General features: G+C 71.7%; 17 protein-coding genes and 2 pseudogenes. 15 read left to right on the top strand and 4 right to left on the bottom strand.

All coding sequences use genetic code 11. The annotated features are described in order from the left end of the window. Nucleotides 1-94 precede the first annotated feature (94 nt). The 13 genes and pseudogenes from ACQEU6_RS17480 (at nucleotide 95) to ACQEU6_RS17420 (ending at nucleotide 12,334) form a co-directional block, all read left to right on the top strand. Entirely contained in the window at nucleotides 95-1,438 is a 1,344-nt protein-coding gene (locus tag ACQEU6_RS17480) for an ammonium transporter (RefSeq protein WP_499333177.1), read from the top strand. After that, a complete protein-coding gene (locus ACQEU6_RS17475) occupies nucleotides 1,435-1,773 on the top strand; it encodes a P-II family nitrogen regulator (RefSeq protein ID WP_089312877.1) in 339 nt (112 codons plus the stop codon). The genes ACQEU6_RS17480 and ACQEU6_RS17475 overlap by 4 nt, the downstream gene beginning before the upstream one ends. 8 nt (nucleotides 1,774-1,781) lie before the next feature. Next, nucleotides 1,782-4,280: a [protein-PII] uridylyltransferase gene (locus ACQEU6_RS17470; RefSeq protein WP_499333173.1), complete on the top strand. Its 2,499-nt coding sequence runs from the start codon at nucleotides 1,782-1,784 to the stop codon at nucleotides 4,278-4,280. Between the two features lie 87 nt (nucleotides 4,281-4,367). Continuing rightward, on the top strand, nucleotides 4,368-5,945 hold the full coding sequence (gene ffh, locus ACQEU6_RS17465; RefSeq protein ID WP_499333171.1) for a signal recognition particle protein: 1,578 nt from the start codon (nucleotides 4,368-4,370) through the stop codon (nucleotides 5,943-5,945). 889 nt (nucleotides 5,946-6,834) lie between these two features. Continuing rightward, nucleotides 6,835-7,284 carry a 30S ribosomal protein S16 gene (gene rpsP / locus ACQEU6_RS17460; RefSeq protein WP_499333169.1) on the top strand — a complete coding sequence of 150 codons (450 nt, stop codon included), beginning with the start codon at nucleotides 6,835-6,837 and terminating at the stop codon, nucleotides 7,282-7,284. Between the two features lies 1 nt (nucleotide 7,285). After that, nucleotides 7,286-7,528 (top strand): RNA-binding protein, encoded by a 243-nt coding sequence (locus tag ACQEU6_RS17455; protein WP_179843326.1) that lies wholly within the window; start codon nucleotides 7,286-7,288, stop codon nucleotides 7,526-7,528. A gap of 11 nt (nucleotides 7,529-7,539) precedes the next feature. Further along, nucleotides 7,540-8,052, top strand: a complete 513-nt coding sequence (gene rimM, locus ACQEU6_RS17450) for a ribosome maturation factor RimM (RefSeq protein ID WP_499333167.1) — start codon at nucleotides 7,540-7,542, stop codon at nucleotides 8,050-8,052. Then, a pseudogene (locus ACQEU6_RS17445) lies at nucleotides 8,049-8,336 on the top strand (tRNA (guanosine(37)-N1)-methyltransferase TrmD); the annotation flags it as partial. The gene rimM and the pseudogene ACQEU6_RS17445, both read left to right, overlap by 4 nt. Nucleotides 8,337-8,690: 354 nt before the next feature. Continuing rightward, nucleotides 8,691-9,317, top strand: a pseudogene (locus ACQEU6_RS17440) (RNA methyltransferase); the annotation flags it as partial. A 118-nt stretch (nucleotides 9,318-9,435) separates the two neighbouring features. Then, nucleotides 9,436-9,786, top strand: coding sequence for a 50S ribosomal protein L19 (rplS, locus tag ACQEU6_RS17435; protein ID WP_149257798.1), 351 nt, complete (start codon nucleotides 9,436-9,438; stop codon nucleotides 9,784-9,786). A gap of 168 nt (nucleotides 9,787-9,954) precedes the next feature. Then, complete coding sequence (gene lepB, locus ACQEU6_RS17430) at nucleotides 9,955-10,839, top strand: signal peptidase I (RefSeq protein WP_499333164.1); 885 nt, start codon at nucleotides 9,955-9,957, stop codon at nucleotides 10,837-10,839. A gap of 458 nt (nucleotides 10,840-11,297) precedes the next feature. Continuing rightward, nucleotides 11,298-12,023, top strand: coding sequence for a ribonuclease HII (locus tag ACQEU6_RS17425; RefSeq protein WP_499333161.1), 726 nt, complete (start codon nucleotides 11,298-11,300; stop codon nucleotides 12,021-12,023). Beyond that, complete coding sequence (locus ACQEU6_RS17420; protein ID WP_499333157.1) at nucleotides 12,020-12,334, top strand: DUF2469 domain-containing protein; 315 nt, start codon at nucleotides 12,020-12,022, stop codon at nucleotides 12,332-12,334. The genes ACQEU6_RS17425 and ACQEU6_RS17420 overlap by 4 nt, the downstream gene beginning before the upstream one ends. A 253-nt stretch (nucleotides 12,335-12,587) precedes the next feature. Here ACQEU6_RS17420 and dprA read toward each other — a convergent pair whose 3' ends face one another. Genes dprA through ACQEU6_RS17405 form a run of 3 tightly spaced genes read right to left on the bottom strand, consistent with a single transcriptional unit; the run spans nucleotide 12,588 to nucleotide 15,706 of the window. Continuing rightward, nucleotides 12,588-13,799: a DNA-processing protein DprA gene (gene dprA, locus ACQEU6_RS17415; protein WP_499333153.1), complete on the bottom strand. Its 1,212-nt coding sequence runs from the start codon at nucleotides 13,797-13,799 to the stop codon at nucleotides 12,588-12,590. Then, a complete protein-coding gene (locus ACQEU6_RS17410; protein ID WP_499333151.1) occupies nucleotides 13,796-15,352 on the bottom strand; it encodes a YifB family Mg chelatase-like AAA ATPase in 1,557 nt (518 codons plus the stop codon). Before ACQEU6_RS17410 ends, dprA begins: the two co-directional genes overlap by 4 nt. Further along, nucleotides 15,353-15,706 carry a YraN family protein gene (locus ACQEU6_RS17405; protein ID WP_499333149.1) on the bottom strand — a complete coding sequence of 118 codons (354 nt, stop codon included), beginning with the start codon at nucleotides 15,704-15,706 and terminating at the stop codon, nucleotides 15,353-15,355. 154 nt (nucleotides 15,707-15,860) lie between these two features. Between ACQEU6_RS17405 and ACQEU6_RS17400 the strand changes: the two genes are divergently transcribed. Then, complete coding sequence (locus ACQEU6_RS17400) at nucleotides 15,861-16,772, top strand: tyrosine recombinase XerC (RefSeq protein WP_499333146.1); 912 nt, start codon at nucleotides 15,861-15,863, stop codon at nucleotides 16,770-16,772. 537 nt (nucleotides 16,773-17,309) lie between these two features. On the opposite strand, the gene ACQEU6_RS17395 is transcribed toward ACQEU6_RS17400, so the two are convergent. Continuing rightward, the gene (locus tag ACQEU6_RS17395; protein WP_499333143.1) at nucleotides 17,310-18,008 is read right to left on the bottom strand and encodes a murein hydrolase activator EnvC family protein; all 699 of its coding nucleotides are present in this window, start codon (nucleotides 18,006-18,008) and stop codon (nucleotides 17,310-17,312) included. Nucleotides 18,009-18,399: 391 nt separating this feature from the next. Here ACQEU6_RS17395 and rpsB point away from each other — a divergent pair, with 391 nt between their 5' ends. Then, nucleotides 18,400-19,386, top strand: a complete 987-nt coding sequence (gene rpsB / locus ACQEU6_RS17390) for a 30S ribosomal protein S2 (RefSeq protein WP_499333141.1) — start codon at nucleotides 18,400-18,402, stop codon at nucleotides 19,384-19,386. The last annotated feature ends 8 nt before the right edge of the window (nucleotides 19,387-19,394 follow it).

Below are 19,394 nucleotides of genomic sequence, written 5' to 3'. Positions count from 1 at the left end.
ACATGGCGGAAACGTAGCGGCATACCGGGCGAAACGGCCGCGCCAGAGTCTCTGAGCAGTTCGAAGTTCCTGGCGAGGAGGGACGCGCTCAGAGATGAAGATCGATAGCGGTAGTACCGCCTGGATGCTGACGAGCACCGCGCTCGTCCTGCTGATGACACCGGGCCTGGCCTTCTTCTACGGGGGAATGAGCCGGGCCAAAAGCGTCCTCAACATGATGATGATGAGCTTCGTCAGCATCGCCGTGGTGGGCATGGCGTGGGTCGTCTACGGCTACTCCCTCACCTTCGGCGACGGCGGCGGGCTCAGCTCGTTCATCGGCGGGTTCGGCGACTGGGGGCTCGTCGGCCTGGAGAACGCGGCCACGGCCGACGACGGGACGGGCATCCCGCAGCTGGTCTTCGTGGCCTTCCAGGCGACGTTCGCCATCATCACCGTCGCGCTGATCAGCGGCGCGGTCGCGGACCGTGCCAAGTTCGGGGCCTGGGTGGTGTTCACCCTGGTCTGGGCGACGCTGGTGTACTTCCCGATCGCCCACTGGGTGTGGTGGTCCGACGGCAAGGACGGCGGCAAGTCCGGCTGGCTGTTCCACCTCGGCGCGCTCGACTTCGCGGGCGGGACGGTCGTCCACATCAACGCCGGCGTCGCGGCGCTCGCCCTGGTGCTGGTGCTCGGCAAGCGCAAGGGCTGGCCGAAGGAGCCGATGCGGCCGCACAACCTGCCGTTCGTCCTGCTCGGCGCCGGCCTGCTGTGGTTCGGCTGGTTCGGGTTCAACGCCGGGTCCGCGCTGTCGGCCGGCTCCACCGCGGCCGTCGCGTTCATCAACACGCTCGTCGCGACCTGCGCCGCCGCGTTCGCCTGGATCGTCGTCGAGAAGCTGCGCGACGGCGCGTCCACGACCCTCGGCATCGCCTCGGGCGTGGTGGCCGGCCTGGTCGCGATCACCCCGGCCTGCGCGTTCGTCACCCCGCTCGGCGCCCTCGCCCTCGGCCTGGTCGCCGGCGCGGTGTGCGCGTTCGCGGTGGGCCTGAAGTACAAGCTCGGCTACGACGACTCGCTGGACGTCGTCGGCGTCCACATGGTCGGCGGCATCGTCGGCGCCCTGCTGATCGGGTTCCTGGCGACCACCGCCGTCAACGACGCCGGCGCCGACGGGCTGTTCGCCGGCGGCGGGTTCGCGCTGCTCGGCAAGCAGGCCGTCGCCGTCCTTGCGACGCTCGCCTACTCCTTCGTCGTCACCTACGTGATCGCCAAGGTGATCGACCTGGTGATGGGCTTCCGGATCAGCGAGGACGACGAGGCCGCCGGCATCGACAGCACGGCGCACGCGGAGACCGCCTACGACTTCGGCACGATCCGCGCGGGCATCGGTTCGGGCGCGACCGCGGCGTCGCCCGCCCCGGCCGTCCCGGCGAAGAAGGTGGAGGCGAAGGGATGAAGCTCATCACGGCGGTCATCAAGCCGTTCAAGCTGGACGAGGTGAAGAAGGCGCTGGAGGCCTTCGGCGTCAAGGGGATGACCGTCAGCGAGGCCAGCGGCTACGGGCGGCAGAAGGGCCACACCGAGGTCTACCGCGGCGCCGAGTACCAGGTCGACCTGGTGCCCAAGCTGCGCGTCGAGGTGCTGGTCGAGGCCGAGGACGCCGACGACATCATCGACGTGATCGTCAAGGCGGCTCGCACGGACAAGATCGGCGACGGGAAGGTGTGGGCCGTGCCGGTCGACACCGTGGTCCGGGTCCGCACCGGCGAGACCGGACCGGAAGCCCTCTAGGGAGCACGGTGACCCTCGCCCACCCGCCGGCCGGAGACCGGGCCCCCGCGCCCGCTCCGGCCGGCGGCGCCGCTCCGGACTCGGCCCGCGCCGCCCTGTCCACCGCCCGCGCCGCCCGCGCCGCCGCACTCGACCGCTGGCTGGCCTCCCTCCTGGCTCCCGGCCGTCCCCACCCCGAACCTCCGCCGCAGGGCGGCGCCGGGCACGAAGGCGCCTCGCAGGGTGCCGCCTCGTCCGGCGGCCTTCAGAGCGGGGGCTCGCAGAGCGGGCCGCGCGACGGGGCCTTCACGGCGGGCGACGCCCCGGTGCCGCAGGGGGTGGCGCTGGTCGCGGTGGGGAGCCACGCGCGGCGCGAGCTGACCCCCGGCGGCGACCTCGACCTCGTCCTGCTGCATCGCGGCCTGGCCGGCGTCGCGGCGATCGCCGACCGCGTCTGGTACCCGGTCTGGGACTCCGGGCTGCGCCTCGACCACTCCGTCCGCACCGTCGCCGAGGCGCGGACCGTCGCGCGCGGCGACATGAAGGCCGCCCTCGGCCTGCTGTCGGCCCGCCGCGTCGCCGGGGACCACACCCTCGTCGACGAGCTGCGCGCCGCCGTCCTCGCAGACTGGCGCGCCGACGCCCCCGTCCGGCTGGCCGAGCTGTCGGCGCTGTGCCGCGAACGCTGGGAGACCCACGGCGAGCTGGCGTTCCTGCTCGAACCCGACCTCAAGGAGGCCCACGGCGGGCTGCGGGACGTCCACGTCATGCACGCCGTCGCCGCGTCCTGGGTGGCCTCCGCCCCCGACGCCCGGGTGCGCGCCGCCCACGACCTGCTCCTCGACATCCGCCACGCGCTCCACCAGGTCACCGGCCGCTCCAGCGACCGCCTCGTCCTCCAGGAGCAGCAGGCCGTCGCCCGCGCCCTCGGGCTCATGGACGCCGACGTCCTGCAGCGCTCGATCGCCGAGGCCGCCCGCACGATCACCTACGGCGCGTCCCACCTGTGGCGCCGCGTCGAGAACTACACCAGGGCCAAGCATCCGCAGCCCCCCGGCGTCCCGCAGGGCGCGGGCAGGCGCGGCGTGGAGCGCAGGCCGGTCGGGGACGGCGCCGTCGAGCACGAGGGCGAGGTCGTCCTCGCGCGGAGCGCCGACCTGAACGACCCGGCCCTGATCCTGCGCGTCGCCGCGGCAGCCGCCCAGACGGGCCTGCCGCTCGCCCCCGCCACCGTCGCCCGGCTCGCCGAGCGCGCCGCCCTCCCGCGCGTCCCCTGGCCCGCCGAGGCCCGCGACGCGCTCGTCTCCCTGCTCGGCGCCGGACCCGCCGCCATCGCGGTCTGGGAGGCCCTCGACCAGGCCGGACTGATCGTCCGGCTGCTGCCCGACTGGGAGCGCGTCCGCAACCGCCCGCAGCGCAACCCCGTCCACCGCTTCACCGTCGACCGCCACCTCGTCGAGACCGCCGCGGGCGCCGCCGCCCTGACCCGCGAGGCGGCCCGTCCCGACCTGCTCCTGATCGCCGCCCTCCTGCACGACATCGGCAAGGGCTGGCCCGGCGACCACTCCACCTCCGGCGCCGTCGTCGCCCGCGACATCGGCGCCCGCCTCGGCCTCCCGGAGGACGACGTCCGCGTCCTGGAGACCGTCGTCCGCCACCACCTGCTGCTCCCCGAGACCGCGACCCGCCGCGACATCGACGACCCGGTGACCGTCCAGACCGTCACCGCCGCCGTGTCCGGGGCGCCCGGCCGCGAGCGCGAGGTCGTCGACATCCTCGCCGCCCTCGCCGTCGCCGACGGCCGCGCCACCGGCCCCGCCGCCTGGGGCGCCTGGAAGGCCCGCCTCGTCGCCGAACTCGCCCGCCGCGCCGCCGCCGCGCTCTCCGGCGGCACGCCCCCGCCCGCCCCCGCCCTCGCCGCCGACCACCTCGCCCTGGCCCGCCACGACGGCGCCGCCGTCCGCGTCACGGGCTCCCGGATCACCATCGCCGCCCCCGACCGCCCGGGCCTGCTCTGGCGCGCCGCCGGCGTCCTCGCCCTGCACCGCCTGGCCGTGAAGACCGCGCGCGTGATCTCCTCCCCGTCGGCCTCGTCCGCCCAGACGGCGGTGCTGGACTTCACGGCCGTCCCCGAGTACGGGACGCCGCCGGACCCGGCCGGCCTGGAGGCCGACCTGCGGCGGATGCTCGCCGGACGCCTCGACGTGGCCGAGCGGCTGGAGCGGCGGGCGCGGTCGGTCCGGATCCGGCCCGGCGTCACGGTGCCGCCCCCGCGCGTCATGATCGTGGACGACGCGTCGCGGACCGCCACCGTCGTCGAGGTCCGGGCGCACGACCGTCCCGGACTCCTGTGGCGGGTCGGGCAGGCCCTCGGATCCTGCGGCCTCCAGGTCCGCGCCGCCCAGGTGGACACCCTCGGCGCCGAGGCCGTGGACGTCTTCTACGTGGTGGACGGCCAGGGCCGTCCGCTCGACGACCCCGACGCGCTGGCGGCCGTCCGGACCCGCGTCCTCAGAACCCTTCACTGAACCGGTTTGCCGAAGGGGGCGGGGCTCGCCGACGACCCGATACGCTGATAGGCGATCCCAGAAGCTTTCCAAGGACGGTCCAGACACGTGTTCGAGACGCTCTCCGACCGGTTGACGACGGTCTTCTCGTCGCTGCGCAGCAAGGGCCGGCTCTCCGAGGCCGACATCAACGCGACCGCCCGCGAGATCCGGATCGCGCTCCTCGAGGCCGACGTCGCGCTCCCCGTGGTCAAGGACTTCATCGCTCAGATCAAGGAGCGGGCGCAGGGCTCGGAGGTCTCGCAGGCGCTGAACCCGGCGCAGCAGGTCGTCAAGATCGTCAACGAGGAGCTCATCACCATCCTCGGCGGCGAGACCCGGCGGATCCGGCTCGCCAAGACCCCGCCGACCGTGATCATGCTCGCGGGCCTCCAGGGCGCCGGCAAGACCACCCTCGCCGGCAAGCTCGCCCGCTGGCTGAAGCAGGAGGGCCACACCCCGATGCTGGTGGCGGCCGACCTCCAGCGCCCCAACGCCGTCCAGCAGCTCCAGGTCGTCGGCGAGCGGGCCGGGGTCCCGGTGTTCGCGCCCGAGCCCGGCAGCGGCGTCGGCGACCCCGTCGACGTGGCGCGCCGCTCGATCGACCAGGCCAGGCACGCCCAGCACGACTTCGTCGTCATCGACACCGCCGGCCGCCTCGGCATCGACGCCGAGATGATGCAGCAGGCCGTCGACATCCGCGACGCCGTCCACCCCGACGACATCCTGTTCGTCGTCGACGCCATGGTCGGCCAGGACGCGGTCAACACCGCCCAGGCGTTCATGGACGGCGTCGGCTTCGACGGCGTCGTCCTCACCAAGCTCGACGGCGACGCGCGCGGCGGCGCGGCCCTGTCCGTCCGGCACATCACCGGACGCCCGATCATGTTCGCCTCCACGGGCGAGAAGCTGGAGGACTTCAGCGTCTTCCACCCGGACCGCATGGCGGGCCGGATCCTCGACATGGGCGACATCCTCACCCTGATCGAGCAGGCCGAGCAGGCGTTCGACGCCGAGCAGGCCGAGAAGATGTCCAGCAAGTTCGCCTCGGGCGAGGACTTCACCCTCGAGGACTTCCTCGAGCAGATGATGATGATCCGCAAGCTCGGCCCGATCGGGAACCTGCTCGGGATGATGCCGGGCATGGGCCAGGTCCGCGACCAGATCAGCCAGATCGACGACCGGGACCTGGACCGCATCGCCGCGATCATCCGCTCGATGACCCCGCAGGAGCGCGCCCAGCCGAAGATCATCAACGGCTCGCGGCGGGCCCGCATCGCCAAGGGCTCCGGCGTCGGCGTCGGCGAGGTCAGCAGCCTGGTCACCCGGTTCTTCGACGCGCAGAAGATGATGCGCCAGATGGCCGGCGGCATGGGCCTGCCCGGCATGCCCGGCGGCCGGCGCAAGGCGGCCAAGGCGGCGAAGGCCGCCAAGAACAAGAAGGGCAAGCAGCGCAGCGGCGACCCCCGCAAGCGCGCCGCGGGGGGCCAGGCCCCCAAGGAGCAGGCCCCCGCGGCCGAGGGCATGCCGAAGGGCCTCCCGCCCGGCCTCGGCGGCGGCGCCCTCCCGCCCGGCCTGGGCGGCCAGCTCCCGCCCGGCTTCCAGATGCCCGACCTGAACAAACTCCAGGGCCGCAAGAAGAAGTAACCCGACACCCCCGCCGCGAGGCCCGAGCACACCCAGAACCACGCGGCCGGGGGCCCCGGGCCCCGTCCTCACGCCCGCCCGAGGTATCCAAGCCAACCCGCACCGAACCTCGGCGCGCCCGCGAGACCCGCTCGCGTATCCGGCGGATTCGCTCCAGCGCAGTCCGTACGGACCGCACACCCGACCCCACGGCCCAGCAGCCTCAAGATCGCCCAAGCCGCCAACCACCGCACGGATACGGGCCTCCTCAAGCCCAAGTCCTGGCCCCAGGGCGCTCACCCCACCGCCCGGACAACGCTCAGCCGCGAGCCTGCCCCGGCCCGCGCTCTGACTGGACCCGCCTGCCGTGTGGGCTGCGCAGGGTTGCGGGTCTGCATGCGTAGGCGCCTTTGGACGGAGAGTGTTCGCCCGCCGTGGGGGCGGTGCTGAGGCGCGGGTTTGAGGCCCGTGCTTTGGCCAAGGTGCTCGTCTGCCATGGGGGCGGTGCTCAGGCGGGGGGCTGTCCTGGTCGTGCGCTCTGGCCGGAAAATGCTCGGCCGCTGTGCGGGCTACACGTGTGCTTCTGCTCTTGTGGATGTGGCGGGCGGGGGTGATCGAGCTCGGGGCGGCTCTGGCGTGTCCGCTGCCGGTCATCTGTTGGGGGTGCCGGGTTGTGGGTGTGGGGGTGGCTTGCGGGTGGTCTGGGCGTCGGGGAGACAGGGCGACACCCGGGCGGTGCGATTGCGCTTTCGCGGCGAACGTCTGGCACAATGGCAGGCTGGAAACCCGGAATCGCGAGGCGCCCTCTCTCGTCCTGCGCGACCGGAGTCCATCGGGCGGCCGTGAGCCGGTGTTCCCCACCTGGCGCGGGCCCGTCCATCCAGTGATGAAGTTGGAGTACACCACACCCGTGGCAGTCAAGATCAAGCTCAAGCGTCTGGGGAAGATCCGGAACCCGCAGTACCGGATCGTCGTCGCCGATGCCCGCACCAAGCGGGACGGGCGGGCCATCGAGGAGATCGGGCTCTACCAGCCCAAGCAGGAGCCCTCGCTCATCAAGATCGACTCTGAGCGTGCGCAGTACTGGCTGGGTGTCGGCGCGCAGCCGACCGAGCCCGTGCTCAACCTGCTGAAGATCACCGGCGACTGGCAGAAGTTCAAGGGCGAGCCGGGTGCCGAGGGCACCCTCAAGGTCGCCGAGCCGAAGGCCGACAAGAAGGCCGTTTTCGAGGCCGCCGTCAAGGAGTCGCTGGGCGACGACGAGGCCGCCGGCACCGCGACCCGCGGCAAGAAGAAGGCCGAGCCGAAGAAGTCCGAGGCGAAGGCCACCGAGACCGACGAAGCCAAGAGCGAGGGCTGACGTGCTCGAAGAAGCGCTCGAGCACCTGGTCCGCGGGATCGTCGAGAACCCGGACGACGTCCAGGTTCGCGCCCGTCGGATCAGGGGCGGCCGGGTCCTGGAGGTGCGCGTGCACCCCGAGGACCTCGGGAAGGTCATCGGCCGAAGCGGTCGCACCGCCAAGGCCCTCCGCACGGTGATCAGCGCCCTCTCCGGAGGCCGCTACGTGCGTGTCGACCTGCTCGACGTCAACGAGGTCCGCTGAGTGGCGTCCCGATGAGCGAACCGCTCGTGGTGGGACGGATCGGACGGCCGCACGGGATTCGCGGCGAGGTCGCCGTCGACGTCCGCACGGACGAGCCGGAGTCCCGGTTCGCCCCGGGCACGGCGATCACCACCGATCCCGTCACCGCCGGTCCGCTCACCGTCGAGCGGAAACGCTGGCACTCGGGACGCCTGCTCGTGCGCTTCGCCGGGATCGGCGACCGCGACGCCGCGGAGGAACTGCGCGGAACGTGGCTCGTCGTCGACCCCGGTGACATCCCCCAGTCCGCCGACCCGGACGACTTCCACGACCAGGAACTGCTCGGACTCGCCGTGTTCACCACGGACGGGGCCGAGATCGGCCAGGTCGCGGACGTCCTGCACCACGGCCAGGATCTCCTGGTCGTGCGCGGGGCCGGGGGCGAGAAGCTGGTCCCCTTCGTGGCCGCGCTCGTCCCCGAGGTGGACGTTCCCGGGGGGCGGCTCGTCATCGATCCGCCCCCCGGTCTGCTCGACGAATCATGAAACTCGACATAGTCACGATCTTCCCCGAGTACTTCGCCCCGCTGGACATCTCCCTCCTGGGCAAGGCACGGCGCGCCGGACTGCTGGACGTCCGCGTCCACGACCTGCGCGAATGGACCCACGACCGGCACCGCACCGTCGACGACACCCCGTACGGCGGCGGCCCCGGCATGGTCATGAAGCCCGACCCCTGGGGCGAGGTCCTCGACACCCTGGTGCCCCCCTTCTCGGGATCCCTGCCAGGGACGTCCCCTTCCTCGCCGTCCGGCGGCCCTTCCAGCCAGTTCATGCCCGGCGAGACGTCCCAACCTGGAGACGTCTCCGGCGCGCCATCTTCTGGCGGTGTGTCCGAGGTGGGCTCGCCCGGTCTGGGAGACGCGTCTTTCGGAGGCCGGTTCGCTACCGGCCGGCAGGGCGTCTACGAATCGGCTCCCCCCGGCGCCTTCGGGACGCCGCCTGGCATGTCCGGACCAGCTTCTTCGAATGCGGCGGGGTCTGGCGCCACCAGGGCAGGTTCCTCTGATGCCTTCGGGACGGACTCGTCCGGGAGGCCCGAGACGGGTTCGCCCAGCGCGCCCAGAGCGGGTTCGTCCGACGCCGCCGGAACGGGTTCCCTTGGCGTCGCCGGAACGGGCGTGCCTGCCGCGTCCGGACCAGGATCGCCCGGTGAACCGCAGGCCGAGGCGCCTGCTGGAGCGTCATCGGCCCCCGGGATGGTGCCCCGGCTGATCATTCCGACGCCGAGCGGGCGGCCGTTCACGCAGGCGGACGCGGTGCGGTACGCGGCGGAGCCTTGGCTGATCTTCGCCTGCGGGCGCTACGAGGGCATCGACTCCCGCGTCGCCGAAGAGGCCCGGACCCGGATGCCGGTGGACGAGGTCAGCCTCGGCGACTTCGTCCTCGCCGGCGGAGAGGTCGCCGTCCTCGTCATGGTGGAGGCGATCGGCCGCCTTCTGCCCGGTGTCCTCGGCAACGCCGACTCTGTCGCCGACGACTCCTTCGCCCCCGGCGCGATGGAATCGCTCCTGGAGGGCCCCGTCTACACCAAGCCCCCCGTCTGGCGCGAGCGGCCTGTTCCGGACATTCTTCTTTCGGGTCACCACGGCGCGATCGCCCGCTGGCGGCGGGACGAGTCGCTGCGCAGGACGGCCCGGCACCGCCCCGAACTGCTCGCCCGCCTCGCTCCGGAGGCCCTCGACAAGCATGACCGCGCCGTGCTGCGCGAGGCCGGTTTTCCGGTTGACGGCGAAGGTATGGCAGACTAAAGCGTCCGTGCGTCCTGACCGCACGGCACCCCAAGACCACTTTCCGCGGCGCGACGCCCCCACGAAAGACCCACCGGGGCCTCTCGACGCCCGCGTTCGACAACGAGGAACCGCTGCGATGCACACCCTGATCCAGGAGATCGAGAAGGCCGCGATGCGCGCCGACGTCCCGGACTTCCGTCCGGGCGACACGCTGAAGGTGCACGTGCGTGTCACCGAGGGCAACCGGAGCCGTATCCAGGTCTTCCAGGGCGTGGTGATCCGGCGGCAGGGCGGCGGCGCTCGCGAGACCTTCACCGTCCGGAAGGTCAGCTACAGCGTCGGCGTCGAGCGGACGTTCCCGCTCAACAGCCCCTCGATCGACAAGATCGAGGTCGTCACCCGCGGCGACGTCCGCCGCGCCAAGCTCTACTACCTGCGCAACCTGCGCGGCAAGGCCGCGCGCATCAAGGAGAAGCGCGAGCACTGAGCCGATGGACCACGACGCCCCGGGAACCCGCGACGGTGCCCGGGGCGTTGCCCGTTCTGGACGGAGAAGATCGACTTGGCCGTCGGCGACACGCCCACGCACGGCGTCCCACGGGCACCGCGCCGCTAGGCTTTCGCTCTGATGACTGACGAGGACGATCGGAGAGACGTGCGATCCGAAGCCGAGGGCGCGGTGCCCGAAGAGAAGGAGCCCGTGGACTCGGCCGATGAGACGGCCGACGACTCCGAAGGCAACGGCAAGCGCAAGAAGAAGAAGCAGGGCTCCTTCTGGAAAGAGCTTCCCGTCCTCATCGTGGTCGCCGTCGTGCTGGCCCTCGTCATCAAGGCGTTCGCGGTCCAGGCGTTCTACATCCCGTCCGGCTCCATGGAGAACACCCTCCAGGTCGGCGACCGCGTCCTGGTCAACAAGATCGTCTACCACACGCGGGACATCGCCCGCGGTGACGTCATCGTCTTCAACGGCCTCGACTCCTGGGACCCCGAAGTCCAGGTCGCCGAGCCCAGCAATCCCGTCTCCAAGGCTCTGCGCGCCGTCGGCACCGCCTTCGGCGTCGCGCCCAACGAGAAGGACTACATCAAGCGCGTCATCGGCATCCCCGGCGACCACGTCAAGTGCTGCGACGCCCAGGGCCGCGTCACCGTCAACGGGGTCCCCCTGGACGAGAAGTCCTACATCTTCACCGATCCGATCACCCATGAGCAGAACAAACCCTCCAACGACCCCTTCGACGTCACCGTGAAGCCGGGTCAGCTCTGGGTGATGGGCGACCACCGCGAACTGTCCTACGACTCCCGCTCCCACCGCGGCGACCCGGGCGGCGGCACCATCCCGATCGACCGCGTGATCGGCCGCGCCTTCGTCATCGTCTGGCCTCTGGACCGCCTCGGCACTCTGCCGATCCCGGCCACCTTCAAACAACCCGCCCTGGAGAAGTCCGCCGCAGCCGCCCTCCCCGCGGCCCCTTACGCCTTGGGCGTCCTCTGCACCTTCCCTCTCGCCTACATCCGACGCCGCCACCGCCAGAGACCCTGACCCCCGAAATCCGCGAAGCCACCCCGACCGGCACCCGCCCGCCCAGGGCCAGATCCTTGGGCGCGCTGAAGCCCTGGCGAGACCGGCCTGGCCGAAGGCCCTGACCATCCCGGGGGGCTTTGAGTTGCGGAGATCCTGGTGAGGTCGCCCCGGCTGGGAGACCTGACCGTTCGGGGCTGGGGCATCAAGCTTGCTGAAGGGCTGGCGAGGCCGGCTTGGTTGGGGCCTGATCTTCAGGGTCGGGTCTTTCATTCGCTAGGGCATCTGGCGCATGGTGCTCTTACGGTCGGTGCTTGTCTGGCCCAGCGCATTGCAGCGTTGGGTCGGTGTGGAGCCGGGGGCGCACAGGACCAGTGGGCTGCTTCTGCCTTGGGCGGTTTTTCGTGTGGTGTGGCATACGGCAGTAAGCGCGGCGTTCGGGGAGCGGCCGGGGCTTGCTGGGACGTACGCTGCGGAGCATGAACGGTCGTCCACTCCGCTTCACGCCGCGCCGGGACGCGGGGCTGTTCGCGTACGAGCGGGCTCTCGGCCACGCGGGTTTCAGCCCGGTCGCCGGCGTCGACGAGGCGGGGCGGGGGGCCTGCGCGGGGCCGATGGTCGTCGGCGCGGTGATCCTCCAGGGTGGACGAGGGAAGATCGACGGCCTCACGGACTCCAAGCTCCTCACACCCGCCCGCCGCGAGCGGCTCTACGCGGAGATCACCCAGCGTGCCTACGCATGGAGCGCCGTCATCATCCCGTGCCACGACATCGACCGCCTGGGCCTGCACCGGTGCAACATCACCGGGATGCGGCGGGCGCTGGCCGCACTCGACAAGCGCCCGGCGTACGTCATCAGCGACGGGTTCCCGGTTCCGGGGCTGGACGTCCCCGCCCTCCCGATGATCAAGGGTGACCAGGTCGCGGCCTGCGTCGCCGCGGCGTCCATCATCGCGAAGGTCACCAGGGACCGGATCATGGTGGACCTCCACGAGAGGTATCCCGAGTACGGCTTCGATGTCCACAAGGGCTATGTGACCCGTGCGCACGGCATGGCGCTCGCCGCGCACGGCCCGTGTCCTGAGCATCGCTTCTCCTACGTCAATGTCGGGCGTGCCTTGCGTAACAATGGAGATGTGGTCTTGGAGGAGGAGACCGAGGGGGAGCTCCCCGACGAGGACCGCACGGAAGGGGCACGAGCGTGAGCGCGGAGGATCTCGAGAAGTACGAGACCGAGATGGAGCTGCAGCTCTATCGCGAGTACCGCGACGTCCTCGGGCTGTTCAGCTACGTCGTCGAGACCGAGCGCCGGTTCTACCTCACGAACTCGGTCGACCTCCAGGTGCGCAGCGTCGACAACGGCGAGGTCTTCTTCGAGGTCACCATGCAGGACGCGTGGGTCTGGGACATGTACCGTCCGGCTCGCTTCGTCAAGAACGTTCGCGTCGTCACCTTCAAGGACGTCAACGTCGAGGAACTGGCGAAGAGCGACTTCGAACTCCCCGCCGAGCAATAGCCCGCCGGCACCTACGAGTTCTTCCGCTGGGTTCGTTCCTGTAGCGACGCAGGAGGGTGCCTTCCACTCTGCGCTCGGCGAGGTCGACGCTCCACCGCCCCACCGCGGCCCATGACCGGCTCAGGCGCGCGGCCGGCAGATGGAACACGAAGCCCCGGTCGACAGTGAGCTGCTTCTTGAACAGCAAGCCGAGGCCGTCCACCTCCAGGCACCGCTCCGGCCGGTGACTCAGGCGGATGATCGTCGCGTCGGGTCATCGGAGCTCCTGCGGGTGGTCGTCGTCGGCGTGGGGGAGGGGCGGCGGGTCGGCCGACTGCAGGGTGGGCGGGCTGTTCGACCTGCCGGACCTCGTCAGTCGCCAGCCCGAGGACGCGCGCTCTATGAAGCCCCCTGCGGCGAGCAGGCCGAGCTTGGCGTTGACGGTGTTCAGTTCCACGCCCGCCTTGACGGCGAGCTGGGCGGGCCCGGCCGCACCGCGAGCGGGGAACGCCTCAAGGACGGAGCGGGTGACCGGTTCCAGGCGGTCGCGGGGCAGGACGGGCGTCGCCGGCGGCGGGGCCAGGTCGGCGCCGATGCGGCCGACGGCCTCGATGATCTCCTCGGGGCGGGTGACGAGGGTGGCGCCCTCCTCGCGCAGGAGGCGGTGGCAGCCGACCGAGGATCGGGAGGTGATCGGGCCTGGCACCGCCATCACCAGCCGACCGAGTTTGGCCGCCCATCCGGCGGTGTTGAGGGCGCCGCTGCGCGCCTCCGCCTCGACCACCACCGTGCCGCGGGACAGGGCCGCGATCACGCGGTTGCGGACGAGGAAGCGGAGGCGGTGCGGGTGAGTGCCCGGCGGTGACTCGCTCACGAGGAGCGACCGCCGTGCCATCTCGGCGAAGAGCCCTTCGTTGGACGCCGGGTAGGGGACGTCCACGCCGTTCGCCAGGACCGCCACGGTCGGCCCGTCGGCGGCCAGCGAACCGCGGTGGGCGGCCGCGTCGATGCCGAGGGCACCACCGGAGATCACCGTCCAGCCCCGGTCGGCGAGCTCGGAGGCGAAGTCGGCGGCGGCGCGCAGGCCGTAGGGGGACGCGGCGCGGGAGCCGACGACGGCGACCGAACGCAGGCAGCTGTAGCGCAGGTCGCCGGGCCCGTGCAGCCACAGGCCGTACGGGCGCCCGGTGCCGAGGTCGTCGAGGGTCGTCGGCCATTCGGGCTCTCCCGGGCAGACGAAGCGGCCGCGGAAGCGCGCGCACACGGCCATGTCCTGGTCGGGTTCCGCCGCGATGAGCCGGATCCGCCAGTTGTCGAGACGCCGAACCTCCTGAAGGGTGGCCGACAGGCCCCGGGGGAGCAGGGTGGTCCGGATGGCCTCCAGCGCGTCCTCGGGACCGCAGTGATCGATCATCCGGTTGAGGAAGGCGTCCCCGGGTTCGGCGACCGCGGTCAGGGCGGCGCGGGCGGTTCGCTCGTCGCTCATTGGCGCCCCGCAGACCAGAGGGTGAGCGCGCCGCCGACGTCGTCCGGCCCGGGTTCGCCGTGGCCCGCGAGATCGGCGATCGTCCAGGCCACCCGCAGGATCCGGTCGAGGCCGCGAGCGCTGAGCGTTCCCCGTTGCAGAGCTTCGTCGACGCCGTGCATCGCATCCTGGGGCGGTGTGAAGCGGCGGCGCAGTTCCGGCCCGGGGACCTCGGAGTTGGACCGCCATGGTGTACCGGCGAGGCGTTTCATCGTTCGTTCGCGGGCCGCCATGACCCGTTCGGCCACCACCTTGCTCGACTCGGCGAACTCCAGGTCGTAGCGGAGCTCGGCACGGCTGGCCGGGGTGAGCTCCAGCTTGAGGTCGATGCGGTCGAGCAGGGGGCCGGACACCCGGCTCGCGTACTTGCGGCGGACGCCCGGGGCGCAGGAGCAGTCGATCTGCTTCGCCGCCGCGCACGGGCACGGGTTCGCCGCGAGGACGAGCGTGAACCGTGCCGGGAAGTGCGCGATGCCCTCGATGCGGCTGATTCGCACTTCGCCTTCTTCGAGTGGTTGCCGGAGGGCGTCGAGTGTCCCGGCGATGAACTCCGGCGCCTCGTCCAGAAAGAGGATCCCTCGATGGGCCAGGGAGACCGCGCCGGGCTGGAGCACGCGACCCGAGCCGCCGCCGACCATCGAGGCACGGGACGCCGTGTGGTGCGGTGCGTAGAACGGGGGCTGCATGATCAGAGGCTGGCCCGGCCGGAGGGTGCCGGCGACGGAGTGGATCGCGGTGACCTCCAGGGCGACCTCCGGTTCGAGGGGCGGCATCAGCGTCGGGAGCCGCTCCGCGAGCATGGTCTTCCCGCAGCCCGGCGGGCCGGCGAAGAACAGGTGGTGCCCACCGGCGGCGCTGATCTCCAGGGCGCGGCGGGCCTCGGCCTGGCCCCTGACGTCGGCCAGATCCAGGTCGGGTGAGATGTCCTGCTGCCGCAGGCCGAACCCTTTCGGAGGCGCAGGAGAGTTTCGCTCATCCTCGTCCTCCTCGAAGGGCGGTGGTTCGTCGCGGAGCAAGCACAGCAGCCCGCGGAGCGTGCTCGCGGGCACGATCTTCGTATCCGGGACGAGTGCGGCCTCCGCGGCGTTGGCGCGCGGGACGACGACCGTGCGGTACCCGCCGTTCGCGGCGGCCAGCACCGCGGGCAGCACGCCCTGCGCGGGACGGACGCGTCCGTCCAGGCCCAGTTCGCCGATCAGCACCATCTCCGCGCAGCTGCGCGGCGGGACCACCTCCGCGGCCCCGAGCAGCGCGATCGCTATGGCCAGGTCAAAGGTCGCGCCCTTCTTCGGCATGCTCGCCGGGAACAGCGACACCGTGACATGGCGGTTGGGCCAGTCCTCGCCCGAGTTGAAGATCGCTGCTCTGACGCGGTCGCGCGCCTCGCTGAGGGCGGTGTCCGGGAGACCGACGAGGTGCAGGCCCGGGACGCCGCTGGTGATGGCCGCCTCGACGTCCACCACGAAGCCGTCCACGCCGACCAGGGAGACCGAGCGCGTTCTGGCCAGCGTCATCTAGCACACCTCCTCAAGGTGATCGATCGAGAAGTCGTCGCCGTCGCCGATCAGGCCGAGCACGTCCACGCGCAGCGGCGCGCCTCTGACGCCGTGGGCGTCGGCCCACCGCCAGGCCAGCCGCCGTAACCGGGCGGCCTTGGCGGCGGTGATCGCGTCGAGGGGGTCACCGAAACGGGCCGTCCGGCGGGTCTTCACCTCGCACACGACGTGCCGTCGCCCGTCATGGGCGACGATGTCCAGTTCGCCGTCAGGGCACCGCCAGTTGCGGTCGAGGATCGTCCAGCCGAGGCCGGTCAGGTACCGGGCGGCGGCGTCCTCGCCGCGCCGGCCGAGATTGATGTGGGCTTTCATCGGTCACCTCCGGCCTTCGACAGTGCCGGAGCGTCACGGAACGTGGCCACAGAACACCGTTCTGTGGATAACGCCGGAGGAGTATTCGGTCGATTCGCTCGAAACCGGGGTTCGGTGCTTGCTTCGATCGCGGGCTTGGCGCAGCGTGACGCCTGTGACCAACGCGCTGGAGGACGCCGTCGCCGAATTCGGCCGTCATCTGCGCGCGGAGCGGAACGTCTCACCCCACACCCTGCGGGCCTACCTCGGCGATCTGGCCGACTTCTGCGCCTATGCCGCCCATACGGGCCTGACGGAGCCGGCCGAGCTGGAGATCTCGGTTCTGCGGGCATGGCTCGCCCGTCAACATGCTCTTGGCCGCTCCCGGGCGACCCTGGCCCGACGGACGGCGGCGATCCGCGCGTTCACCCGCCATCTGCACCGGCGGCGGCTTCTTGAGAACGACCCCGGTCTCCTGCTGGGCACGCCCAAGCGACGGCGTGATCTCCCAACCGTCCTCACCCAGGACGACGCGGCACGTCTCCTGGACACCGTGGACGCCGAAGGGCCCGTGGGGCTTCGCGATCTGGCCGTCCTGGAGGTCCTCTACGGCACGGGAGTCCGGGTGAGTGAACTGTGCGGGCTCGACGTCGATGACCTGGACGCCGGTCGCGGGACCGTGCGAGTCCTGGGAAAGGGCGGACGCGAGCGCACGGTTCCTCTCGGAGAGCCCGCGGCCCGTGCCGTCCAGGATTGGCTGCGCGCCGGACGCCCCGAACTCGCGACCCGGAACAGCGGTCCCGCCCTCTTTCTCGGCGCACGTGGCGGTCGCCTGCACCCCACCAGCGCCCGGCGGATCGTCCACACGAGGATCTCGGAGGTGGGGGAGATTCCTGACCTCGGCCCGCACGGCCTCCGCCACTCCGCCGCCACCCACCTCCTCGAAGGCGGCGCCGATCTGCGGAGCGTCCAGGAGATCCTCGGCCACGCGTCCCTGCAGACGACCCAGATCTACACGCACGTATCCGCAGAACGCCTGAGGCAAGTCCACCGCCAGGCCCACCCCCGAGGCACCCGCTCCGACTAGGCTGCGTTTCAAAGTCCCGGCCCACTTCGCTCGCCGGGCGGCTCGCTACGCGACCGGGCCTGGGCGAACGCGGCATCGCTTCGCGATCTGCCCGGTTCCGCTCGCCTCCGCTTCGCTCCACCGGGCAGCTCACGCGTTCGCGCGCGTGGCCGAGGCCACTCCGAAACACGTCATAGCCATGAGAGAAGGCGGCGAATGGCGCCTCCCGGCCTACGCCGCCAGAGCCTGGCCGGGCGGCCCTGTCATGCGGGAGGCGGTAACGGCATCGCCGCGACAGAGAAGCGGGTACCCCGCCCATCGGAAGGCAGCGTCCCGCACCATCCAAAGCGACCGTCCGTTGCTCAGCGAGCGGAGGGGTCGCTTCCGCCGGTGGAGCCCAGGTCGTCTTGGGGGTGAGCGGCAGGTAGCTGTGATGCGGCATACCTGGGCGCGGGAAGCCCCGTGGTCGATGTGGCCGCGTGGTTGTGCTGTGTCCCTGGAGCATCGTCGCCGCCCGGCGCGGTTGGAGCCGGGCGGCGACGACGGACGGGACGAGGGTCAGGGGGTGCGGCGTAGGTGGCGTTCCTGGGACAGGTTGATGACGCCCGGCGGCTGACGGCGGCGGCGATGCAGCCGGAAGCGGAGGCGGGTTCGACGCCAGGCGAAGGCCAGGGCGAAGGCCAGGACCAAGCCCGACACTGCTCCGCCCGTGGCCGTGACGGCGTCGCGCAGAGCCATCCTTGGCTGCGGAGACGGCGGATCGAGGGGACGAGGGCTTGCCGTTGGCGTGGGCTGCTGCCAGAGGGGCAGGAGACGTACCTGGCGCTGGACGAGGTTGAGCGGATTCAGGTACAGGGCACCGCGGCGCAGGCCCCAGTGCAGGCACGTCGTAGGGCAGTGGAGCAGCCCTCGTTCCAGGACGCCGATGCGCGTGCCGGACGTGACGCGGCGGCCCGCGCGGACGCTGGGGCGGACGGGCAGGTACGTGGTCCGCAGGACGCCGTGGTCGATGGCCACGACGCCTCGTCCCGCCAGATCGTCGGCGTAGGCGACGCGCCCCGGCCCGGCGGCGTATATCGCCTCCCCCGGATGCGCGGCGAGGTCCACCCCGCGGTGGCCCGCGCTCCACGGGGCGGCCGGGGGAGAGAAGCCGCGCACGACCCGCGGCGGCGGCGGCCCTAAAGGCCAGCGCCAGGCGTCGAGTCCGGGCGAGCCAAGGGCGATCATGCACGTGAGGAGCAGCGAGAACACGGTCATGAACCGAACCCTGCCCGGCGGCGGGCCGGTGCGTCGACGGGGTTCGCGAACTGTGGATAACTACGGGAAACGATGATGCCCGGGGCACGTTCGCGCCCTGATAATCTGTAGGTGTGTCCGAGAGGGCATCGGTCAGGGCCAGGCCGTCGTCGTTCCGCCCCAGGGCGGGCAGGCGAGAAGCCGCTCCCAGAGCGGTCGGGACCCAGACCCGGCAACGGGTCACAGCCGCCTGGAGGTGTCCCGGCGGCTGATTTCACGCGTCCGCATGCCACCGCAACCCTGGTGGGGCGCAGTCCCTCGGTCCGTCGCCTCGGCGACGGTGGGGCAGCACCCGGGCGCAGGCAGATAACCAAATGCGGCCCGGCAGGGCCAGAGAAGGAGAACACGGGCAATGGCACCCGTCGTCACCATGCGGCAGCTCCTCGAGAGCGGCGTCCACTTCGGCCACCAGACCCGCCGGTGGAACCCGAAGATGAAGCGCTTCATCCTCACCGAGCGCAACGGCATCTACATCATCGACCTGCAGCAGTCGCTGTCCTACATCGACCGCGCGTTCGAGTTCGTCAAGGCCACGGTCGCCCACGGCGGGACGATCCTGTTCGTCGGCACCAAGAAGCAGGCCCAGGAGTCCATCGCCGAGCAGGCGACCCGGGTCGGCATGCCCTACGTCAACCAGCGCTGGCTGGGCGGCATGCTCACGAACTTCTCCACCGTCCACAAGCGGCTCACCCGGCTCAAGGAGCTGGAGGAGATCAACTACGACGACGTGGCCGGCTCCGGCATGACCAAGAAGGAGCTCCTCGGCCTGCGCCGCGAGAAGGACAAGCTGGAGCGCACCCTCGGCGGTATCCGCGACATGGCGAAGGTTCCGAGCGCCATCTGGATCGTGGACACCAAGAAGGAGCACATCGCGGTCAACGAGGCCAAGAAGCTCGGCATCCCGGTCGTGGCCATCCTCGACACCAACTGCGACCCCGACGAGGTCGACTACCCGGTCCCGGGCAACGACGACGCCATCCGCAGCGTCAGCCTGCTGACCCGCGTCGTGGCCGACTCCGTCGCCGACGGCCTCATCGCCAAGGCCGGCGCCGCGTCCGGTGGGGACGAGAAGCCCGCCGAGGGCGCCGCGGCCGCCGGCAGCGAGCCCTTGGCCGAGTGGGAGCGCAACCTGCTGAAGCCCGGCGAGGCCGACGGCGCCGCTCCGGCCGAGGCCGCCGCCGAGGCGCCGGCGGAAGCTCCGGCTGAAGCCGCCGAGGCCGCTGAGGCCCCCGCGGCCGCCGAGGAGGCCCCGGCTGCGGAGGCCCCGGCCGAGGAAGCTCCGGCTGCGGAGGCCCCGGCTGAGGAGGCCCCCAAGGCCGCCGAGGCCGAGCAGGCTTGATCCGCCGG

The sequence above is a fragment of the Spirillospora sp. CA-108201 genome (assembly GCF_050936235.1).
In the GTDB taxonomy this organism is placed as follows: Bacteria; Actinomycetota; Actinomycetes; order Streptosporangiales; family Streptosporangiaceae; genus Spirillospora.
This window is presented reverse-complemented; position numbering and strand designations above follow the sequence as displayed.